At 57.1% G+C, this 19814-nt stretch carries 20 protein-coding genes; 12 read left to right on the top strand and 8 right to left on the bottom strand.

Features of this window, described 5'->3' with window-relative positions; genetic code table 11:
- Nucleotides 1-91 precede the first annotated feature (91 nt).
- Together ABD013_RS13805 and ABD013_RS13800 are read left to right on the top strand one after the other, a co-directional pair.
- Entirely contained in the window at nucleotides 92-712 is a 621-nt protein-coding gene (locus ABD013_RS13805) for a class I SAM-dependent methyltransferase (protein ID WP_343806956.1), read from the top strand.
- Nucleotides 709-4011: a DUF3427 domain-containing protein gene (locus ABD013_RS13800; protein ID WP_343806953.1), complete on the top strand. Its 3303-nt coding sequence runs from the start codon at nucleotides 709-711 to the stop codon at nucleotides 4009-4011. The genes ABD013_RS13805 and ABD013_RS13800 overlap by 4 nt, the downstream gene beginning before the upstream one ends.
- A gap of 413 nt (nucleotides 4012-4424) precedes the next feature.
- Here the strand turns inward: ABD013_RS13800 and ABD013_RS13795 are convergent, their stop codons facing one another.
- From ABD013_RS13795 to ABD013_RS13780, 4 genes are all read right to left on the bottom strand, one after another.
- On the bottom strand, nucleotides 4425-4901 hold the full coding sequence (locus tag ABD013_RS13795; protein WP_343806950.1) for a hypothetical protein: 477 nt from the start codon (nucleotides 4899-4901) through the stop codon (nucleotides 4425-4427).
- 416 nt (nucleotides 4902-5317) lie between these two features.
- Complete coding sequence (locus tag ABD013_RS13790) at nucleotides 5318-6091, bottom strand: HNH endonuclease (RefSeq protein WP_343806947.1); 774 nt, start codon at nucleotides 6089-6091, stop codon at nucleotides 5318-5320.
- Between the two features lie 30 nt (nucleotides 6092-6121).
- Nucleotides 6122-6340 (bottom strand): hypothetical protein, encoded by a 219-nt coding sequence (locus tag ABD013_RS13785; RefSeq protein ID WP_343806944.1) that lies wholly within the window; start codon nucleotides 6338-6340, stop codon nucleotides 6122-6124.
- A 342-nt stretch (nucleotides 6341-6682) separates the two neighbouring features.
- Entirely contained in the window at nucleotides 6683-7291 is a 609-nt protein-coding gene (locus ABD013_RS13780) for a lysozyme family protein (protein ID WP_343806941.1), read from the bottom strand.
- A 149-nt stretch (nucleotides 7292-7440) separates the two neighbouring features.
- Between ABD013_RS13780 and ABD013_RS13775 the strand changes: the two genes are divergently transcribed.
- Nucleotides 7441-7596, top strand: coding sequence for a hypothetical protein (locus ABD013_RS13775; RefSeq protein ID WP_343806938.1), 156 nt, complete (start codon nucleotides 7441-7443; stop codon nucleotides 7594-7596).
- 64 nt (nucleotides 7597-7660) lie between these two features.
- Here the strand turns inward: ABD013_RS13775 and ilvA are convergent, their stop codons facing one another.
- Complete coding sequence (gene ilvA, locus ABD013_RS13770) at nucleotides 7661-8683, bottom strand: threonine ammonia-lyase IlvA (RefSeq protein ID WP_343806935.1); 1023 nt, start codon at nucleotides 8681-8683, stop codon at nucleotides 7661-7663.
- Between the two features lie 358 nt (nucleotides 8684-9041).
- On the opposite strand from ilvA, the gene ABD013_RS13765 reads away from it, so the two are divergent.
- Complete coding sequence (locus ABD013_RS13765; RefSeq protein ID WP_343806932.1) at nucleotides 9042-9461, top strand: hemerythrin domain-containing protein; 420 nt, start codon at nucleotides 9042-9044, stop codon at nucleotides 9459-9461.
- On the opposite strand, the gene ABD013_RS13760 is transcribed toward ABD013_RS13765, so the two are convergent.
- The 3 genes from ABD013_RS13760 to ABD013_RS13750 form a co-directional block, all read right to left on the bottom strand.
- Nucleotides 9458-10213 (bottom strand): glycerophosphodiester phosphodiesterase family protein, encoded by a 756-nt coding sequence (locus tag ABD013_RS13760; RefSeq protein ID WP_343806929.1) that lies wholly within the window; start codon nucleotides 10211-10213, stop codon nucleotides 9458-9460. The two genes, ABD013_RS13765 and ABD013_RS13760, sit on opposite strands and share 4 nt — an antisense overlap.
- 84 nt (nucleotides 10214-10297) lie before the next feature.
- Nucleotides 10298-11137, bottom strand: a complete 840-nt coding sequence (locus tag ABD013_RS13755) for an NAD-dependent protein deacetylase (RefSeq protein ID WP_343806926.1) — start codon at nucleotides 11135-11137, stop codon at nucleotides 10298-10300.
- On the bottom strand, nucleotides 11124-12047 hold the full coding sequence (locus ABD013_RS13750) for a LysR family transcriptional regulator (protein WP_343806924.1): 924 nt from the start codon (nucleotides 12045-12047) through the stop codon (nucleotides 11124-11126). Before ABD013_RS13750 ends, ABD013_RS13755 begins: the two co-directional genes overlap by 14 nt.
- A gap of 102 nt (nucleotides 12048-12149) precedes the next feature.
- Here ABD013_RS13750 and metE point away from each other — a divergent pair, with 102 nt between their 5' ends.
- From metE to dctP, 8 genes are all read left to right on the top strand, one after another.
- Nucleotides 12150-14486 (top strand): 5-methyltetrahydropteroyltriglutamate--homocysteine S-methyltransferase, encoded by a 2337-nt coding sequence (metE, locus tag ABD013_RS13745; protein WP_343806921.1) that lies wholly within the window; start codon nucleotides 12150-12152, stop codon nucleotides 14484-14486.
- A 219-nt stretch (nucleotides 14487-14705) separates the two neighbouring features.
- Entirely contained in the window at nucleotides 14706-15509 is an 804-nt protein-coding gene (locus ABD013_RS13740) for a DODA-type extradiol aromatic ring-opening family dioxygenase (protein WP_343806918.1), read from the top strand.
- Between the two features lie 10 nt (nucleotides 15510-15519).
- Nucleotides 15520-15879: a gamma-glutamylcyclotransferase family protein gene (locus tag ABD013_RS13735; RefSeq protein WP_343806915.1), complete on the top strand. Its 360-nt coding sequence runs from the start codon at nucleotides 15520-15522 to the stop codon at nucleotides 15877-15879.
- A 101-nt stretch (nucleotides 15880-15980) separates the two neighbouring features.
- Nucleotides 15981-16424, top strand: coding sequence for a MarR family winged helix-turn-helix transcriptional regulator (locus ABD013_RS13730; protein WP_343806912.1), 444 nt, complete (start codon nucleotides 15981-15983; stop codon nucleotides 16422-16424).
- A 16-nt stretch (nucleotides 16425-16440) separates the two neighbouring features.
- Nucleotides 16441-16869 carry an acyl-CoA thioesterase gene (locus ABD013_RS13725; RefSeq protein WP_343806909.1) on the top strand — a complete coding sequence of 143 codons (429 nt, stop codon included), beginning with the start codon at nucleotides 16441-16443 and terminating at the stop codon, nucleotides 16867-16869.
- Between the two features lie 46 nt (nucleotides 16870-16915).
- A complete protein-coding gene (locus ABD013_RS13720) occupies nucleotides 16916-17437 on the top strand; it encodes a TRAP transporter small permease (protein WP_343806906.1) in 522 nt (173 codons plus the stop codon).
- On the top strand, nucleotides 17437-18756 hold the full coding sequence (locus ABD013_RS13715) for a TRAP transporter large permease (protein ID WP_343806903.1): 1320 nt from the start codon (nucleotides 17437-17439) through the stop codon (nucleotides 18754-18756). The genes ABD013_RS13720 and ABD013_RS13715 overlap by 1 nt, the downstream gene beginning before the upstream one ends.
- A 79-nt stretch (nucleotides 18757-18835) precedes the next feature.
- A complete protein-coding gene (gene dctP / locus ABD013_RS13710) occupies nucleotides 18836-19801 on the top strand; it encodes a TRAP transporter substrate-binding protein DctP (protein ID WP_343806900.1) in 966 nt (321 codons plus the stop codon).
- The last annotated feature ends 13 nt before the right edge of the window (nucleotides 19802-19814 follow it).

Genomic DNA, 19814 nt, shown 5'->3' with positions numbered 1-19814 from the left:
TTATTAGGCTAAGGTTTGCAATGGGAATGGTGGTTACATTCGGTATACTCGGGAGATATCTAAAAGGAAGTGATACCAACAAGGGACGGTTATGCCGAAGCAGACCATCGCTCATTACCATCAGCACGCCGAGCATTTTCAGGCGCAATATGACTCGGTAAATGCTCAGGATGTACATGCCGACTGGGTGCACCTGCTTGCCGAGCAGACACCGGGCTTGGCACTGGATGTAGGCGCGGGCAGTGGCCGCGATGCTCACTGGCTGGCGCAGCAGGGGTGGCAGGTGACGGCGGTAGAACCGGCCGAAGGCTTACGTGAGCGTGGTCGGGGCACCACCGGCGATCAAGTGAACTGGGTCGATACCCAGCTGCCCCTTCTACCCGATCTCGAAGCGCCCGCTCAGGGCTACGACCTGATTCTGTTATCCGCCGTCTGGATGCATCTGCCGGCGGCAGAGCGTCCCAAGGCATTTGCCCGTTTAACTGAACTGCTGGCTGAAACCGGCATGCTGATTATCAGCCTTCGTTTTGGTCCCTCCGATCCGGCACGCCCCATGTATCCTGTGAGCACTGAAGAGTTGGCGCAATTGGCTGCACAGCACGAATTGCAACTTCAGGCACTGACCGACAGCACTTCCGCTGACTTTTTGAAGCGTAGCGAAGTGAGCTGGCAAACGGTCTGTATCCAACGCCTACCGGGGTCGCAAAAATGAGCGCCAAACCCTATCTGCTCACCGGTGGCGATAACCGCCAACTCTTGCCCGCTCTGCGCCGTGCGCTGACCCATGCCACCGAGATCGAGATTGCAGTTTCCTTTATCCGCTCCACCGGCCTTGAACTGATTTTTGGCGATCTCGAAGCGGCGTTACAGTCAGAGACTCGTAATGTGCGGCTGACGCTGCTGACCAGTGATTACATGTGTATCACCGACCCCAAGGCATTGAAAAAGCTCATGTTGTTAGCGGAGCGAGGGGCCGATGTCAGGGTGTTCGAAACAGGCGCATCCGATAGTTTCCATCTGAAGGCCTATATTTTTGTTCGTTCTGAACAGGGTGAGCTGGTCAGTGCGGATGCCTTTGTTGGCTCCAGTAATATCAGTGCCAAAGCGCTAACCGACGGGCTGGAGTGGAACTACCATCTTGATTACCCCAACGAAGCGGACTCTTTGGCGGCACACCGATTGGATGAGGTTCGGCAACAGTTCCAGCAGCTGTTGTTGCAACCTCAAGTGCGTGAGTTGAGCTTTGATTGGATAGAGCAGTATCAGAGCCGCTATGAACAAGCGCGCAAGGTGGTCTCGATCTACACCGCCAAGGTAGACGAGCAAGAGCCTGAGCCGGAAATACCAACGCCAAAACCTCATCAGGAAGAAGCGCTGGAGGCTTTGGCCTCCGCTAGATTGCGAGGCTGGCAGAAGGGGCTCGTGGTGTTGGCGACGGGGATGGGCAAAACCTACCTAGCAGCCTTCGATGCAGCCCAGATCGGCGCAAGCCGGGTGTTGTTCGTTGCCCATCGTGAAGAGATTTTGCTGCAGGCTGAAGCGAGCTTCTTGGCTATCTTGCCGCATAAACGGATCGGGCATTACACCGGTAAACAGAAAGACGATGAGTGCGATCTGCTGTTTGCATCAGTCCAGACTTTAGGGCGTGTAGCCCACCTGGAACGCTTCAGCCGCGACTACTTCGATTACATCGTGGTGGATGAATTTCACCATGCCGCAGCCGGTAGTTATCAGCGTCTGCTGGAGTATTTCCAGCCCAAGTTCCTGCTGGGACTCACCGCGACACCGGATCGCACCGATGGCTCGGATATTCTGCGCTTATGTGACCATAATCTGGTGTACCGTCGTGACCTCTTTGACGGCATCAACGATCAGCAACTGTGCCCATTCAGCTATTACGGCATCTTTGATAGCGAAGTGGATTATGAACATATCCCTTGGCGTAATGGTCGCTTTGACCCGGACAAGTTATCCACACAGCTCGCCACCCGAGGTCGTGCTCGTCATGCCTTGAAAGAGTGGCATGACAAATCTCAGGCCCGCACCCTCGCGTTTTGTGCCTCGCGGCGACATGCCGATTACATGGCGGCTTTCTTCGAGAAAGCGGGTATCAGTGCTGCCAGTGTGCATACCGAATCGAACCTGACCCGCTCCGAGGCGCTGGAGCAGTTGGGCAGTGGGCAGCTGCAAGTATTGTTCTCGGTCGACCTGTTCAATGAAGGTGTCGACTTGCCGCAGATCGATACCGTGATGATGCTGCGACCGACGGAATCCAAAATCCTCTTCCTGCAGCAGCTTGGACGTGGTCTACGTCTTAGCGAGGGTAAAGACCGTCTGGTAGTGCTGGATTTTGTCGGTAACCACCACAGCTTCCTAAACCGACCCGAGATGTTGTTTGGTTCAGTCTTTGATAACAAACCGACCCGCAAACAACTGATCTCCGCTGCCAAGGACCCCAGCGACCTGCTGCCTGATGGCTGTTACGTCAATTACGACCTCGGCTTTATCGAGTTTCTGGATAGCTTGGTGGGCGACCAGCTGGATGCTCATTACGCCAAGCTGAAGCAGAGCCTGAAACGGCGTCCCACACTGAAAGAGTTTTGGCACAGCGGCGCGAATCTGAGCAAACTCAGGCATAACTATGGCTGCTGGTGGGAGTTTATCGACGAGCAGGGCGATGCGACGCTGGATGAGTTGCAGGTTCTGGAACAGCATGCGCAGTGGTTCCGAGATCTGACGGTCACGAAAACCTCTAAATCGTACAAGCTGGTGTTGTTGCAAACCCTGTTGGATCAGCAGGTAATGCACCAGTCGGTAACGCTGCAGCAATTAGCTCAGTGGGCCAGAGGCTGGTTCAAAGCGCACCCAGATTGGTTAGCCGACCTGCCACAGACTCTGCTGCCGTTGGACTCGGTCAGCGATAGTGCCTGGTTAAGCCATTGGCGAAAAATGCCGATCCATCACTGGTGCACGCCTGAACAGGGCTCACAGATCGAATGGTTTGCCCAAGAGGGTATGCATTTCCATTATCAGCAGAGCCTTAGCGCGGCAGAATTGCCGACGTTCAGCGCGATGAGCGAGGAGATTCTGGCTTGGCGCTTCGGTCAGTATGCCCAAAGCAAACTAATAGAGGTAAAACCAGAGCTGCCCGCTACCCCGGTTAATTCGGTTGCCGAACAAGTTGAGCAGTTGCCTTTCTTCCCCAATATCAAAATCGCCTGTGGACACTTCAAAACTGGCCATGCGGATGTGGAAGAGTATCTGCCAGCCCCCAGCGGCTTTGGTCACTTATCCCCAGATCGCCACTTCATCGCCCGTGCTTCGGGTAACTCGATGAATGGTGGCAAGAACCCGATTTATGATGGTGATTACCTGCTGCTGGAACAAGTCACGCCAGACAGTGCTGGCAGTATCAGCAACCAAACCATGGCGATCGAACGCCAAGACGGAGCAGGTGATAACCAATATTTGCTGCGTAAGGTGCTGAAAAACAAAGATGGCAGCTACACCCTAAGAGCCAACAACCCCGACTATGACGACCTGATTGCCGATGAAAGCATGGTGACCTTTGCACGTTTCAAAGGAGTAGTGGACCCGCTGGAGCTGATGGTGGGGCAAAGCTTTATGCGCGAAGAGATCCCACCGCTATTCGGCGTCGAGTTCAATCCAGGAAATTGGCAGTCCGGCCATGTGGTGCTGAAAGAGCCGCGGGTTCAGGTGTTGCTGGTGACATTGAACAAGCAGGGCAAAGCCAGTGACCACCAATATCACGACTATTTTATAGATAACGAGCACTTCCACTGGCAATCGCAGAACAGCACCAGCCCAGACAATAAACGCGGTCGAGAGATTATCGAGCATGAAAAGCTAGGTAGTCGGGTCTATCTATTTGTACGTGAGCATAAGCTGAGTAATGGCAAAGCGGCACCGTTTAGGTTTTATGGTGAGGTTAGTTATCAGGGCCACGAGGGAAGTAAACCGATGAGTGTGGTTTGGGGGTTAAAAGGGTGATGGGGTTTATTATGTCGCGGGTTACGATCGAGTGGTTAATATAGAGTATATCAATAGTATTTAATTATTATTTTTAACAATGAACATATAATATATATTTCTATAAGGTGTTAAGGAAAAATAAAACCTTAAATTTATCTCTTCGGTTTTTTTTGATACGTGGAACGTTCAAAATGCGAGTAATATTGATATTAAAAATATTTATTTAGGGGAGGGTGTGAGAATAAAGTCAGTTAAATATTTCAAAGTATTTTTTCGGCACAATAAAATAATCTAGACTTTCTTACATGTGAATATTTTGATATTAATTTATATGCATAATATAATAGCCTGTTTTTAATAGATGTATTTTTAAAACTGCCAGAACTTATTTTAAGTTTCTGGCAGGTGGTAAGTATATTTCCATGTGAATTCTAAAGGTAATTACTCACGGATGAAGTCTTTTCATAAGATACAGTAACAAGTAGATAATCTAGAACTTCTGCGTCATGGCGTGATAACTCTATTATGGTGCTTGGAAAGATCCAGCTCATTCTTGTTGTTATTCCCTCTTCGTCAGAGGTCGATTGTTCCCCATATTTCTGACGAAGAAGTTTACTTAAATTTTCAAAATATCCGGTTGGCTTCTCCTCTTTAGGCTTAAGTAGCACTTCGTTTAGACCTTCAATATTGTCAAATATGAAGTGCGCTTCAAATTTCATATTATCCAAATCTATTGATGGAATGATAACAGTAGAAAACCTTTTTGGATTACAGAATTCAATCGGTTCATCCGGACGAATTGCGGTTTCTCCAAAAGCGGATAAAACTTCATCCTCATTCATTCCCCACGTACTTTCTGACCACCCAGTAACATCAAATCCAGTGGTTCCATTATTGGAATTATTCATGATTCAAATCCATTTTAAAAGTTTTGTCAATCACTTTAATTAATTGGAAAATTATATATTTTTCATTAGTGTTCTATAATAATTCATGCCAATCACCATTAAGAAAAAAACATAGGTATATTTAAAATAATTTGGCAGTATTCGTTTTTGATTTTTCCTCATGTTGGATGGTTTTTATTTCGATATGAAGGCTAAAATTGAGTTTTTTTTATTCGAGTATTATAAATTATTGGTTAAAAAATCCTGAGGTTGAAGGCAGTACAGTAAAAAATAGCTTAATTTGATAGAAAAGCGAGGACATAAAGCTCACACCAAGTTAGCAGGTGGAAACAAGTAGCAACCTGCAGGTGGAGAATGGGCATCACTATGCTTGCTTGGAGTATCTGCTTTGTGTCGAAAGCCGCCATCGCCTTCAGCTACGAACTAATAAAAACTGTCTCCCGGTGCTGCTGCATTAGCTTCGGATTAGGGCTAAACCTTTCAGGCAGTTCCATCCGCTGTCCTTTGATGGCGAGGAACAAATGCTTATGAGCCGGCTCCGGCTTTTGCAATTGAGGAGACAGCACCACCCGCCAATCTTCATCAAACGTCATGAGTCCCTGATCGAAAGCCCGGTCAAACAACGCGGACAAGCACAGGCCATTACTAGGATTGAGCCGGTTAGCTTTATCCTGGATCCAAGGCACGATATGACTGGCGATCAGTAAACGAGGTTCTGACAAGCCGGTAATACAGCAACGGTTTCCATAGCTGGATAGCACGGCGCGGCGGAAGAATGATTGCTTGATCCGCTGTTGTACGGTCTGGGTGCGTGTCTCGCCGGTGAAATCTTCAGGCGTGCTGATTTGGGGCTGTTCGATCTCAGGTGCAGAGTCTGTACCGCTTTCCAACTGTGCTCGGATATGAGTGCTTTCCAACACCAAGCCTTCCCAGTCGGCATGAAATTCATCCCAAATGGCACGATCTAGTTTCGAGGCTCCGCTCAGGCCCTTGCGGCCTGAGGCGATGATGGCTGGATCAAGGCTGGCGAGGTTGGTCAGTTTCATCGCTACCGCAGAGGGTGTGCGGCCGATCAGATCGGCGAGCGCGATAATCTCGGGATTACTATGGTGCAAGCGGCCGAAGGGCAGTTGGCAGTAGAGATGGAATGCGAGTTTGACCTGTTCCGGTGTCCAGCCTTTCCCTGACATAACGATGCTCCCTTCAGCTTTCGAGTCTCTTCACCAGTAGGTGCTATCAACACGTACCAAGTCATATTTTATCCCCAAACGCTCCACGAACTCGCTGGGGCTTTCGTTGCTTTGAAAACCATCCTGCAATTGTCGTTCGTCTGCAAGGTCGTTCAGTGTCAAACCGAACAGTGTTTGTGCTAGTGACGCTACCTCATCGCAATAGGTTTGCCACTGCAGCTCAGTGTTGTCGTTAGGCGTGTTTGGCATAGGTGTGTACCTGCAAATTTTCTCGGGACTCTAGCCTGGTATTGTGGGTGATGTCACGGCCTGCAACTCCAAGTTATCAACAGCAATAAAAAATTCAGCGCCTGTGAATACTTTGCTTGCAGAATGAAGCTGTTGTCGTTCCTTCATTTTCAAACATCCTAATTTACCCCCAGAACCCCTGAATAGTTCTGTGGATAAGCTCCGGACAACAGGTCCGCACATCTCCGTTAAGCCCTTGTAATATGGGCTTTGTAAAATTGTTCAGGCATTACTCAAATACCTGAACAAAGTAACCCACCTGTCATCTCGCAGCGCAATATCATGGGGTTGGCATGTGAATAACTATGTGGCTGCCTGTGTAGTATCCTGTTGATGGACTTTTCCACTGAGCAATTCCTGTACATGGAGATTGCGCGCTTCGCTGATGCCTTTGCGGTGGCTTTCTCTGGCGGCGGCGGCCCAGTTGCCGTTGCGGATGTGCTGGTTGAAGCGGGGGAAGCCATGCTCCAGCTTGGGCCGCCCCAGGTTGAAGATCATGTCATACAGGGCCAGTTGTACGGGTTCCGGCATGGCAGCCAGCTCGGCCTGGCCGTAGAGGCTGCCGAGTTCTTTGGTGAAGGTTTTGATGTGCTGGCGGGTGAGGTCGTCGATCCTGGTTTCGGGCAGGATCAGTCGAGTATGGGGCCTGAAGCTGTTGGCGCTCAGGTGCTGTCCGTAGGCCCGCGTCAGCAGGTGGCGGAATTCGGTGCGGATGTCGGCGTCGGAGGCGGCTTGGCCGCTGTCCCTGTGTACAAACGACAAGCGGGCGGCGGTATGCGGATAGGGCAGCAGATGGCCGACGCCCACGGTGATGAAACCGCGGGTGTCGCGGTACATGTGGTTGATACGGCCTTCCTGTTGCTCAAGCTGACGCATCAGGCGGCGATGGAGTGAAGGGACGTGTGTATTCATTGGTGGAGGTTCCTTTTCCTGTGATGATCCCGGGCAGTCCTTGCCGGATCATTTATTGTTTAAATCAATCAGCCTTAGTTAAAAGATAAATTTCAACAAAATGACGTGCCTGGTTAGTCTGGTTCCATACCAAACCGGAGGACAACACCATGGCTCACATTGCACGTTATATCGTTGAATCATCTGCTCCCGCTGCCCGTCCGGCAGCGATTGAAGCGACGGCTGACAAGGTGCAGGCCTGTCAGCACTGCAACTATAGCAACAACTACTACGGTGATCAGATCTGCCTGCCGCAGGCACGCTGATGCCGATGTCGACAGGGAGGGCCGCCCACATGCAGCCGCTCCCTGCCAGGCCGCTCGCTGAGGCTCAGCTTCCGGCGGCTCGCTCGGCGATTTCGGCAAAGCGATGAAAGTCGTTGTTGCCACCACTGAGAATACAGACGACGGTTTTGCCGGCGATCTCCTCCCTGAAACCTGCCAGCGCGGCGATGCTCAGGCAGCCAGACAGCTCCGCGACGATGGCTTCCTCCTGATACAGGTCGATCAGTGCGCGGCAGGTGTCGGCGTCTTCCACGGCGACCACCCGGTCCAGCGTCTGGCGACAGATCTCGAAGCCCAGCTCCCCGATCCGCTGTGTTGAGGCGCCGTCCACAAAGGGATCGATCTGTGCCAGCGTCTGGTTGCTGCCGGCTGACAGCGAGTGCTTCAGCGCGGCGGCATTGACCGGCTCAACACCGATCAGGCGGGTGTCCGGCGATTGTTCACGGAACACTGTGCCCAGGCCGCTGGCGAGTCCGCCGCCACCGACCGGAACGAACAGGTAGTCGATGCTCTTGGGCTGGTCCGCCAGCACTTCGAGCCCGAGGGTGCCCTGGCCGCAGATGACGTCGAAGTCATCAAAGGGGTGGATGAAGCCGGCCCCTTGCTGGCGCTCGAACTCGCGGGCAGCGGCACAGGCGTCGTCGAAGGTGTGACCGGTCAGCACTACACGCACCTGCTGGCCACCGAACTGTCGTACCTTGTTCACCTTCAGGGCCGGCGTGCTGGCGGGCATGAACAGGGTGCCGCTGATGCCGAGCGCCTGGCAGGCAAAGGCGACGCCCTGGGAGTGATTGCCGGCGCTGGCGCAGACGATGCCGCGCTGCCGCTCGGCCTCGGACAGCTGCAGCATGCGGTTGTAGGCGCCGCGAATCTTGAACGAGCGCACCGGCTGCAGGTCTTCGCGCTTGAGCAGGATTTTGGCATTGAAGGCCTGGCTGAGGAACTCGGATCGCTGCAGCGGGGTGTGGCGGACAATGCCTTCCATGCGGGCAGCCGCAGCAATGATGTCGGCCGTGGTCGGCAGAACGCTTGTCGATTGAGTGGCGAGTGCTGAGGCTGCTGTCGTCATGGTGTCACCTTTCCTTCGGGTGTGGCCACTGACGGCGGGTATTAAAAAACCCGCCGAGTGGCGGGTTCTTTTGAGTCGTATCTGCGCGTACGGACTATCCCACCAGGCGGTTGCCAGTGCGAATAATCATCATGATGTTGCTGGAGCTGATTGGGTACATGCGCGTCTACGTTAAGAAACTGATCAAATAATATGCACCCAACTATCGGCCACCCGGTCGAGAGAGTCAACCCCGCTGTTGCTGTTCGGTGTACCCATGATGCGGATCAGCCCGTGGGGCCGGGTGGCGCCGCGCAGGCTGTTGGCTGCTCTCCGGGCAGTGTTAAGCTGTGCGGATATGGATAAACGGGAGAGGTCGATGAAGCGTATAGAAGAGTTGCGAGTGCTGTCGAGTGACCATCATCGCGGCCTGGTGCTGGCGAAGAAAGCGCATCAGGCAGCTGATTCGGGTCTGTCTGCAGAGGCGGCCTGGGCCGATCTGGAAGCGGCCTTCAACGCTGAGCTGGAGCCTCATTTTCAGGTTGAAGAGCAGACGCTGATCGAGCCGCTGCGGGCCTTGGGCGAAGACACTCTGGTCGCTCAACTGGAACGGGAACATGCCCAGTTGCGGGGCTGTTTCAGCCCGGAGCAGCCGCGCGGTTTTGACGAGCTGAAACATTTCGGCGAGCTGCTCAAGGCGCATATCCGCTTTGAGGAGCGGGAGCTGTTCGAGGTGGTGCAGGCCCGCTTCAGCCCCGAGCAGCTGCAGCTGGTGGCCGACGCCTCCGCTGTCGGTTAGCTCCCGGCCTGTGACTCCATGAACAGCTGCGGGTGGTCGGTCATCACGCCGTCCAGGCCCCAGTGCCAGAGCGAGGCGATATCGGCCGGCGAGTTGGCGGTCCAGCAGTAGAGCTTCAGCCCGGCTTCCTTGATCGCCAGGGTGCGTGCCTGGTTCAGGTACCGCCAGTCCACGTGCAGGCTGAACAGTTCCAGCTGGCGTGCCTTGTCCTGCCAGTCCAATGACAAATCATCAAACAGCAGGCCGCGGCGAATGCCGGGCATCAGCTTCTGACAGGCCTGCAGAATCGCTTCACTGAAGCTGGAGAGCAGCAGGCGACCCTGCGGGAAACCGCTGGTTTTCAGTGCCGCCTCGACCTGTGTCGCGATGATATCGGGCTCAGCGCCGTAATCCTTGAGTTCCAGGTTCACACCCATGCCCAGTTCCTTCAGCAACTGCAAAACGTCATACAGCTGGGGCAGGGGTTCGTGGGGCCAGTCGGGATGATCGTCGGCCATGTTGATATGGGCCAGTTGATCCAGCGTTGAGTGGGCCAGCATCACCTTCTGACCACATTCAAGCAGCAGAGCAGGGTCGTGGCAGACCACGGGGGTGTTGTCCGCCAGCAGGGTGACATCAAGTTCGACCCAGGTGGTGCCGATCTCGGAGGCCTTGCGGAAGCCGCCGAGGGTGTTTTCCGGCGCAAGGCTGGGGATGCCGCGGTGGCCCATGATGCTGGCGGGGAGTTCGAGAGTGCTGTCCACAGAGTTCATTCAGGTGCTTCCGTTGGCCGAGGGGCTGATAGCAGCAGTGGAGCCTTGCCTGAATATGGTTAAAAACCGGTTATCTGTCGAGTACTAGCGAGGCAGAGTTGCAAGCCCGCTGACGGCAGCCTGCAGTACCGGCGTGATGGGCGCGTTCAGCTTGAGGCTGAGCAGTTCATCGGCCCGAGTCTTGCCCAGTGTCAGCGCCGCGATCGGCTTGTTCCATTCATGGGCGCGGCGGCAGAAGCGGAAGCCCGAGTAAACCATCAGGGAGGAGCCGATTACCAGCAGGGCATCGGCCTGCTGCAGTGTATCCAGCGCATCTATAACGCGCTGTTTCGGCACGTTATCGCCGAAGAAGACCACATCCGGCTTGAGGATGCCGCCACATTGGGGGCATTCGGGAATGCGGAAGCCGCTGAAATCCACTTCCAGATCGGCATCGCCATCCGGTGCGGTCTCGGCAGTGAAACGGGTGAAATCCGGGTTCTGCTCGGCGCTGCGATGGTGCACGTCGTCACGGCTGCAACGGTAGTCGCAGCTCATGCAGATGACCCGGTCGGAACGGCCATGCAGGTCGATTACCCGCTCACTGCCGGCGCGCTGGTGCAGGCCGTCCACGTTCTGGGTCACCAGCAGGTCGATATGACCCAGCTGTTCCAGCCGTGCCAGCGCCTCGTGGGCGTGGTTGGGGCGGGCATCACGCATCACCGGCCAGCCGACCAGGCTGCGGCCCCAGTAGCGCTTGCGGGTATGTTCGCAGCGCATGAAATCCGGGTGTTGCACCGGCTGCTTGCGCTTCCATTCACCGTTTCGGTCACGGTAGTCAGGGATACCCGAGTCGGTGCTGATGCCGGCACCGGTCAGTACCAGCAGGCGCGGGTGGCGATGGATGAAATCGACCAGGTCGATGTGCGGTTCAGTCCGGGTCATGGGTATCGGGCTCGGCTGCGTTTGGATGGTTATGGCTGCGGGCCAGCTCTACAAAAGCGCCCAGATAATCAGTATCCACATCTTCCTTACGCAGGCCAAGGAAGATCTGTTTAGCCACCCCGGCATTGCCCAGACGCAGCGGATGCAGCGGCAGACGCGGCTGATACTCTGCTACCAGCCAGCGGGGCAGGGCGGCCACACCGCGACCGGCGGCGACCATCTGCAGCATGATATCGGTGGTCTCGATCTGCTTGTGGCGGCGCGGGCTGCAGCCGGCCGGCGTCAGGAAGCGGTTGAAGATATCCAGTCGATCCGGCTCTACCGGGTAGGTGATCAACGTCTCCTGTACCAGCTGCTCAGGTTCCACCTGCTGCTGCCCGAACAGCGCATGTTCGGGACCGACCACCAGCACCTGCTCGTAATCGAACACCGGCTCGAAGATCAGGCCGCTGCGGTAGAGCGGGTCCGGCGTCACCAGCAGGTCGATCTCGTGGCCGTAGAGCGCGCCCATACCGCCGAACTGGAATTTCTGCCGCACGTCCACATCCACGTCCGGCCACTGCTTGAGGTAAGGGTTTACCACCTTGAGCAGCCACTGGTAGCAGGGGTGGCACTCCATGCCAATGCGCAGGGTGCCGCGCAACCCGGCAGCAAACTGCTGCATCAGCGATTCGGCATGCTCGAACTGCGGCAGCAGCCGTTCGGCCAGCTGCAGCAGGTACTCACCGGCCTGGGTCAGGCGCAGGCGGCGGCCGTCCTTCTGCCAGACGGGTGTGCCCAGCTGCTGTTCCAGCTTGCGCACCGAGTGGCTCAGGGCGGATTGGGTCAGGCATAGCGTGTCGGCAGCGGCGGTCAACGAACCCTGCAGGTCCACGGCGCGCAGAATCATCAGGTGGTGACGTTCGAGCATTATCAATCCATGATTTTAATTAATAGGTTGATGAGATAATGCCATTATTTTTCATCATTCATAAGGGCTAGCATCCTCTCCAACTTGAATAGGGAGATTGAGATGAGCCTTCAGCCAAGCAACAACAGCCTTCAGCAGAGAAACAAGAGTCATATCCGTTTACACAACCTGGGCTTCCCTCGTATCGGGGCCCGTCGTGAACTGAAATTTGCCCAGGAAGCCTTCTGGAAAGGCGAGAAAAGTGAAGCTGAACTGCTGGCCACCGCTGCCAGCCTGCGTGAGCAGAACTGGCAGCGTCAGGCCGGTCTGGACCTTGTGCCCGTGGGGGACTTTTCGCTCTACGACCAGGTGCTGGACCTGAGCTTCACCCTGGGTAACCTGCCGGCCCGTGTGCAGGGGCTGGATGGCAGCGAGCTGGACCAGTACTTCCGCGTGGCCCGTGGCCGTTCCGCCAACGACAGTGGCTGCAACTGCGTCCATGCCGGTGAGATGACCAAGTGGTTCGACACCAACTACCACTACATCGTGCCGGAGTTCAGCGCCGACACCCGCTTCAGCCTGAACCCGGACCGCTTGCTGGCGCAGATCGAAGAGGCGCAGGCGCAGGGCCATAATGCCAAGCCGGTGCTGGTCGGCCCGGTCACGTACCTGCTGCTGGGCAAGGCCAAGGACGCAACCGATTCGCTGAGCCTGCTGGCGCAGTTGCTGCCGGTCTATGCTGAGCTGCTCAAGCGGCTTGCGGAAAAGGGCATCGAATGGGTGCAGATCGATGAGCCGGCACTGGTTACCGAACTGGCGCCGCAGTGGCAGGATGCCTTCCGCACCGCCTATGCGGCACTGGCAGGCAGCGGCGTGAAACTGCTGCTGACCACCTATTTCGGTCAGCTGGGCGAGAACCTGGAACTGGCCTGCAGCTTGCCGGTAGCGGGCCTGCACCTGGATGCGATCAACGCCCGTGAGGAAGTAGAGACGACCATTGAAAAGTTGGGCACGGACAAGGTGCTGTCGCTGGGTGTAGTGAATGGTCGCAACATCTGGAAAACCGATCTGAGTGTCTTGCTGGACTGGCTGGAGCCGGTAGCGCAGCAACTGGGCGAGCGCCTGTGGATAGCTCCCTCCTGCTCGCTGCTGCATGTGCCGGTGGATCTGGACAGCGAGCAGAAGCTGGATGCCGAGATCCGCTCCTGGCTGGCCTTTGCCGAGCAGAAACTGGCGGAGCTGCGGGTTATCCACAGCGCGCTGAATCATGGCCGTGAATCGGTGGCGGCCGAGCTGGCCGAGAATCTGGCGGCGCTGAACAGCCGTCGTACCTCGCCGCGTGTGCACAATCCTCGGGTGCAGAAGGCTGTTGCCGCTATCGATGCGTCGCTGGGCGAGCGCCAGAGCGCCTATCCGCAGCGCGCCGCGCTGCAGCGTGACAAGTTGAACCTGCCGCTGTACCCGACGACCACCATCGGCTCCTTCCCGCAGACGCAGGAGATCCGCAAGGCCCGCCTGGCATACAGGAAAGGCGAACTGGATGCGGTTGAATACGAGACCCGCATGAAGCAGGAGATCGAGTTCGCCGTGCAGCAGCAGGAAGCGCTGGGACTGGATGTACTGGTGCACGGCGAAGCCGAGCGCAACGACATGGTGGAGTATTTCGGCGAACAGCTCGATGGTTATGCTTTCAGCCAGTTCGGCTGGGTGCAGTCCTATGGCTCCCGCTGCGTCAAGCCGCCGATTCTGTTTGGTGATATCAGCCGTCCGAAAGCGATGACCGTTGCCTGGAGCCAGTACGCCCAGTCGCTGACCGAGAAGAAGATGAAGGGCATGCTGACCGGTCCGGTCACCATCCTCAACTGGTCCTTCGTGCGTGACGACCAGCCGCGCTCGGTCAGCTGTTACCAGCTGGCGCTGGCGATTCGCGAAGAGGTGCAGGACCTGGAAGCCGCCGGCATCGACATCATCCAGATCGATGAGGCGGCGCTGCGTGAAGGCTTGCCGCTGCGTCGCCGCCAGTGGGCCGAATACCTGAACTGGGCGGTGGAGTCCTTCCGCATCACCGCCAACGGCGTGGCGGACAGCACCCAGATTCACACTCACATGTGCTACTCGGAGTTCAATGACATCATCGAGGCGATCGCGCACATGGATGCGGACGTGATCACTATCGAAACCTCCCGTTCCGATATGGAGCTGCTGGATGTGTTCGACGAGTTCCACTATCCCAACGAGATCGGCCCGGGCGTCTACGATATCCACAGCCCGAACATCCCGTCGGTGGAACAGATGGTGAAACTGATGCGCCTGGCGGCGCAGCGTATCCCGGCCGAGCGCCTCTGGGTGAACCCGGATTGTGGCCTGAAAACCCGCCAGTGGAGCGAGGTGATTCCGGCGCTGAAGAATATGGTGGAATCAGCAAAAGTGCTTCGTGCCGACAAGGCAGCTGCGGCTTAAGTGCGGCCTGCTTTCAGGGCGGAGCCTGGCTTCGTCCTGTGTTGGTTCTGGCCTGCACGAGGCTAATGATCCATTTTTTCGATCAATTCCATAATGGCGGCCAGATTGATGGTGACCGGCTGATGTATAACTATTAAGTGCATCAGGCCGCCCCATCCATCTGAGCTGAGTGCTCAGCACAAGGGTTAGCGGCTTCTTCGAATGACGGGAGTACGCCTTATGTCCGCTAAACAACCCACCGTTTTTGTACCCCATGGCGCCGGCCCCTGTTTTTTCATGGACTGGAGTCCCGCCGATGCCTGGGACAAGATGGCCGCCTATCTGCGCGGCATCCGCGACACCTTGCCGGAGCCGCCGAAGGCGATCCTGATGGTGTCGGCGCACTGGCTGGAAGACGAGTTTCGTGTCACCTCGGGCTCCAACCCCGAGCTGATCTATGACTATTACGGCTTTCCGGCCCACACCTACCAGTTGACCTATCCGGCTCCCGGCGAGCCGGTGCTGGCGCAGCAGGTGGTGGAGCTGCTGCGCAATGCCGGACTGGCGGCCGCGGGCGATGACGAACGCGGCTTCGATCACGGCATGTTTATCCCGCTCAAGCTGATGTTCCCCGAAGCCGAGATCCCGGTGGTGCAGCTGTCGCTGCGCTACGATATGGCCCCAGAAGCGCACCTGCAGGCGGGTCGTGCGCTGGCGTTGCTACGCGAGCAGGGCGTGCTGATCGTCGGCAGCGGCATGAGCTTCCACAACATGCAGGGCTACCGGGACTCCCGCTTCGGTCCCATCTCCGACCAGTTCGATGCCTGGCTCAAGCAGACGGTAGAATCCGATCCCGCCACGTGCTGGCAAGGCTTGAATGACTGGGCACAGGCCCCGATGGCGCGGCTCTGTCATCCGCCCCGTGCCGAGGAGCACCTGATCCCGTTGATGGTGGTGGCCGGTGCCGCCGGTGAGGACCGGGGCCGTCATGTATTCTCCGACCGGGTACTGGAGACGACACTGTCGGGCTACCGGTTTGGCTGACGGGGTGGATATGAAAGCGCAGGTCGCGGTCTATGGCACCCTGAAACGGGGGCAGAGCAACCATCACTATCTGGCCAGCGCCGAGTATCTTGGCGGGGCGCAGCTGCAAGGCTTTGCGCTCTACGATCTGGGGCCCTGGCCGGCGGTCAAACAGGAGCCGGGTGTCATTCAGGTGGAGGTCTATGCGGTCGATGCGCCGACCTTTGCCGCGTTGGACGAACTGGAAGACTACTGTGCCATTGCCCCTGCGCAGGGGCTTTATGATCGCATCGAAGTGGATACGCCCTGCGGCAGGGCCTGGCTGTATCTGTACAACCATGAGGTTCGTCCGGCACAGCGCTTGCCCGATGGAATCTGGACGCGTCGCTGAAGGATGTTTGCAGTATGAATATTTTATTTCTTGATATTTTAGGTATGAAATATTAGTGTTTGAACTATTGAAACTGATCTTGCGAAGAGATGGACGAGTTAATGGATAGCGAACTGGCACTCAAAACCTGGTTTCGAATGCTCTCAAACACAGCATTGATCGAGCAGGAGCTGCGTACGTTGTTCGTGCGTGAGTTCAACGTGACCCTGCCGCAGTTCGACCTGATGGCAGCACTGCATCATGCCGGTGGCAGCGAGAAGATGTCGGCCCTGTCCAAATGGATGAAAGTCTCGAACGGCAATATCACCGGGGTGGTTGATCGTCTGGAGCGGGATGGCCTGGTCGAGCGCCAGGCGCTGCCCGAAGACCGTCGCGTCAAGATCATCAGCCTGACTGATGCCGGTGCCGAGGTGTTCGGGCGCATGGCCCAGCGGCACAAGGAGTGGATCTCGTCCCTGCTTGAGGAGATCGGTGAAGGCGATCTCGAACAGCTTCACCTCCAGCTGGTACAGCTGAGCAAAACAATAAAAAGAAAAATTCTTTAGCCTGATGGAGCCCAACATGCGGTATATACGAGAAGAACTCATCCGCTTCAGACACTGCGATCCGGCCGGGATCGTGTTCTACCCCCGCTTTCTGGAGATCGTCAACGACACCGTGGAGGACTGGTTCGATACCATGGGCTTCCCCTTCCACGAGATGAAAGCCCGCTTCGGTGCCGGTGTGCCAACCGTCAACCTCAATATCCACTTCTCTTCCCCCTGCCGCCAGGCCGATCAGCTCAGGCTGGAACTGGCGTGCAACCGTATCGGGAACAGCTCCATCGACATTTCCATCCAGGCTTCGCACACTGGCAGGCCGGTGTTTGAGGCAAGCGTGGTGCTCTGTTTCACCACGGTGGGCGAGCGGGTAGAAAAGCTGACCATCCCGGATGAGATCCGGCGGCAGCTGTTGCAATACACCGGCAAGGATGTCGCCGCCACCGCCTGAGTGGCAAGCCGTAACCCAATCCAGACAATAATAAGAGAGACTCACAATGGACACTGTCCTGGAACAGCCCCGGGCCCTGCCGGCCAAGGGGTACTACCACCGGTTGCTGACCGGCTGTGGTGTGCTGGCGGCCCTGATGTTCGCGCTGATGGGCGGGCTGGTCTGCACCGATATTTTCCTGCGCAACCTGACCTCTCTATCGATGCCCTGGACCGTCGAGGTGTGTGAATACCTGCTGATGACTGCGACGCTGGTGGCGGCCCCCTGGCTGCTGTATCAGGAAGGGCATATCCGTATCGACATCCTGCTGCGGGCCCTGTCGCCTGAATGGCGCAGCTGGGCCGACCGGCTGATCAGTGCGCTGGGCCTGCTGATCTGCGTGCTGCTGACCTGGTTTGCGGTCGACGTGGCGCTGGACAAGGCACAACAGGGCAGCCTGGTGTTCAAGGTGCTGGTCTTCCCGGAGTGGTGGCTGAACCTGCCGATGATCTTCGGCTTCGGCCTGATGACACTGGAGTTCGCACGTCGTCTGCTGCCGCTGCGCAGCGTTGAAGAGGAGGTCGAGTGATGGAGTGGTATCAAGCACTGTTGATCATGCTGGGCACCCTGTTCACGCTGATGCTGGTCGGGATGCCGGTGGCCTTTGCCTTTCTCGGCGTCAACCTGCTCGGCGCCTGGTTGTTCATGGGCGGCGAAGCCGGACTGGCGCAGCTGGTGCGCAACTCGGTCAGTTCCATCAGCAGCTTCTCGCTGACGCCGATCCCGCTGTTCGTGATGATGGGGGAGTTGCTGTTCCATACCGGCCTGGCCTTCAGGGCCATCTCCAGCATCGAGCGGTTGATTACCGGTATTCCGGGACGCCTGTCGGTGGTCTCGATTCTGGGCGGCACCACCTTTGCGGCGCTGTCCGGGTCGACCATCGCCAATACGGCGATGATGGGCAGTGCCATGCTGCCGGAAATGCTCAAGCGCGGCTATCACCCGACCCTGGCGATGGGGCCGATCATGGCCGTGGGTGGCATCGCGATGCTGATTCCGCCGTCGGCGCTGGCAGTGATGCTGGGCAGCCTGGCCGGCGTATCGATTAGTGGTCTGCTGGTCGGTGGCATCATCCCGGGCCTGATGATGGCCGTCGGGTTCCTGGCCTATGTCATCCTGCGTTCTCGCAAGGAAGAGGCGGAAGAGGAAACTGCACAGCTGGATGTGGGCAAACCGAGTCTCTGGCAGCGCTGGTGGCCCTTCCTGCGTGACGTAGTGCCTCTGCTGGGCATCTTCGTGGCCGTGGTTGGCTGCATGCTGGCCGGCTGGGCCTCGCCGACCGAGTCCGCCGCCATCGGTGTGCTGGCCTCGCTGATCGCGACCCTGGCCTACCGCACGCTGACGCTGAAGAACCTGATGACCTCGTTGCTGGAAACCGCGAAGGTGTCAGTGATCATCCTGTTCGTACTGGTGGCGTCGACCGGTTTCTCCCAGCAGCTGAGTTTCTCCGGCGCCACCGGTGGTCTGCTGTCACTGATCAGCAATTACGAGCTGTCGGCCTTCTGGCTGGTGGTGGGCATGCTGGCGATCATTCTGGTGATGGGCTGTGTCATTGACCAGGTCAGCATGATGATGATCACCCTGCCGTTCTTCATGCCGCTGGCCGCGGCGGCCGGGGTCGATCCGGTCTGGCTGGGCGTGATGATGCTGATCGGTATGGAGCTTGGCCTGCTGACACCACCCTTTGGCCTGCTGCTGATGGTGATGCAGGGCGTAGCGCCCAAGTCTGTCCGCTTGCCACAGATTTATGCGGCGGCGGTGCCTTTCCTGCTGATCGAGGCGCTGGTGCTGGTCAGTATCCTGCTGCTGCCCTGGCTGGCAACGGGGTTGCCGAGCCTGATGAAGTAGAAGATCGAACGCAACAATTCGCAACACGAAATCGGCAGTTCGCTGCCAATCCAAAACCCAACAAGAAATGGTGAAGCGCATGAATAATAAGTCTAAGACGTTGCTTTGCAGTAGCCTGCTGGTGCTCTGTCCGATGATGGCCGAGGCCGCGGAAGTGACCCTGAAAGCGGTATCGGCTTTCGGTCAGGACACCTATTTCAACCAGCGATTCGCGCAGTTCGTCGACAAGGTGAACGCCGAAGGCAAGGGGGTTCTCCAGATCAACGTGGTGGGTGGTCCCGAGGCCATTCCGCCGTTTGAAATCGGCAACGCGGTGCGCAGCGGCATCGTGGATATCGCCAACACCACCGGGGTATTCCACGCCAACATGGTGCCGGAAACCCTGGCCATGACGCTGACCAACAAGTCCATGGCGGAGCTGCGCAGCAATGGCGGCTACGAGCTGATGGACAAGCTGCACCGGGACAAGGCCAATATGGTCTGGCTGGCGCGCCTGTCCGATGGCATCCAGTACCACGTGTACACCAACAAGCCGGTCGACTCGGCCGACTTCTCCGGCCTCAAGCTGCGCAGCGTGCCGGTCTACCGCCCCTTCTTCCAGGCGCTGGATGCCACGCCGCTGCAGGTAGCGCCGGGCGAGGTGTTCACGGCGCTGGAGCGCGGCGTGGTGGATGGCTATGGCTGGCCGGCGACCGGCATCTTTGACCTCGGCTGGCAGGAAAAGACCGCCTACCGGGTCGAGCCCGGTTTCTACAACGTGGAAATCAGTCTGTTCATGAACCAGAAGAGCTGGGCCAAGCTGGATGACACCCAGCGTGAGTTCCTCAACAAGCAGGTTGCCTGGGTCGAATCGCTGAACGCCAAGGCCGCCCAGAATGCCGACATTGAGAAGCAGAAACAGGCCGAAGCCGGCATCCAGGCCATTGAGCTGGACGCCGAGCAGGGCGCGCGCTTCCAGCAGCTGTCGCAGCAGGCCGGCTGGCAGGCGCTGGAACAGATCAGCCCTGACCAGGTATCCGCATTGAAAGCGCATTTCGGTAGCTGAGCTTCGGCCAGCC

Origin of the sequence: Marinobacterium maritimum, assembly GCF_039523155.1 — a bacterium.
Classification (GTDB): domain Bacteria; phylum Pseudomonadota; class Gammaproteobacteria; order Pseudomonadales; family Balneatricaceae; genus Marinobacterium; species Marinobacterium maritimum.
Note: the sequence above shows the minus strand (reverse complement) of the source record. Positions and strands in the feature narration are given on the sequence as shown.

Coding starts and splice junctions, on each gene's coding strand:
- ABD013_RS13805 (WP_343806956.1), top strand. CDS start 92: ATGCCGAAGCAGACCATCGCTCATTACCATCAGCACGCCGAGCATTTT.
- ABD013_RS13800 (WP_343806953.1), top strand. CDS start 709: ATGAGCGCCAAACCCTATCTGCTCACCGGTGGCGATAACCGCCAACTC.
- ABD013_RS13795 (WP_343806950.1), bottom strand. CDS start 4,901: ATGAATAATTCCAATAATGGAACCACTGGATTTGATGTTACTGGGTGG.
- ABD013_RS13790 (WP_343806947.1), bottom strand. CDS start 6,091: ATGTCAGGGAAAGGCTGGACACCGGAACAGGTCAAACTCGCATTCCAT.
- ABD013_RS13785 (WP_343806944.1), bottom strand. CDS start 6,340: ATGCCAAACACGCCTAACGACAACACTGAGCTGCAGTGGCAAACCTAT.
- ABD013_RS13780 (WP_343806941.1), bottom strand. CDS start 7,291: ATGAATACACACGTCCCTTCACTCCATCGCCGCCTGATGCGTCAGCTT.
- ABD013_RS13775 (WP_343806938.1), top strand. CDS start 7,441: ATGGCTCACATTGCACGTTATATCGTTGAATCATCTGCTCCCGCTGCC.
- ilvA (WP_343806935.1), bottom strand. CDS start 8,683: ATGACGACAGCAGCCTCAGCACTCGCCACTCAATCGACAAGCGTTCTG.
- ABD013_RS13765 (WP_343806932.1), top strand. CDS start 9,042: ATGAAGCGTATAGAAGAGTTGCGAGTGCTGTCGAGTGACCATCATCGC.
- ABD013_RS13760 (WP_343806929.1), bottom strand. CDS start 10,213: ATGAACTCTGTGGACAGCACTCTCGAACTCCCCGCCAGCATCATGGGC.
- ABD013_RS13755 (WP_343806926.1), bottom strand. CDS start 11,137: ATGACCCGGACTGAACCGCACATCGACCTGGTCGATTTCATCCATCGC.
- ABD013_RS13750 (WP_343806924.1), bottom strand. CDS start 12,047: ATGCTCGAACGTCACCACCTGATGATTCTGCGCGCCGTGGACCTGCAG.
- metE (WP_343806921.1), top strand. CDS start 12,150: ATGAGCCTTCAGCCAAGCAACAACAGCCTTCAGCAGAGAAACAAGAGT.
- ABD013_RS13740 (WP_343806918.1), top strand. CDS start 14,706: ATGTCCGCTAAACAACCCACCGTTTTTGTACCCCATGGCGCCGGCCCC.
- ABD013_RS13735 (WP_343806915.1), top strand. CDS start 15,520: ATGAAAGCGCAGGTCGCGGTCTATGGCACCCTGAAACGGGGGCAGAGC.
- ABD013_RS13730 (WP_343806912.1), top strand. CDS start 15,981: ATGGATAGCGAACTGGCACTCAAAACCTGGTTTCGAATGCTCTCAAAC.
- ABD013_RS13725 (WP_343806909.1), top strand. CDS start 16,441: ATGCGGTATATACGAGAAGAACTCATCCGCTTCAGACACTGCGATCCG.
- ABD013_RS13720 (WP_343806906.1), top strand. CDS start 16,916: ATGGACACTGTCCTGGAACAGCCCCGGGCCCTGCCGGCCAAGGGGTAC.
- ABD013_RS13715 (WP_343806903.1), top strand. CDS start 17,437: ATGGAGTGGTATCAAGCACTGTTGATCATGCTGGGCACCCTGTTCACG.
- dctP (WP_343806900.1), top strand. CDS start 18,836: ATGAATAATAAGTCTAAGACGTTGCTTTGCAGTAGCCTGCTGGTGCTC.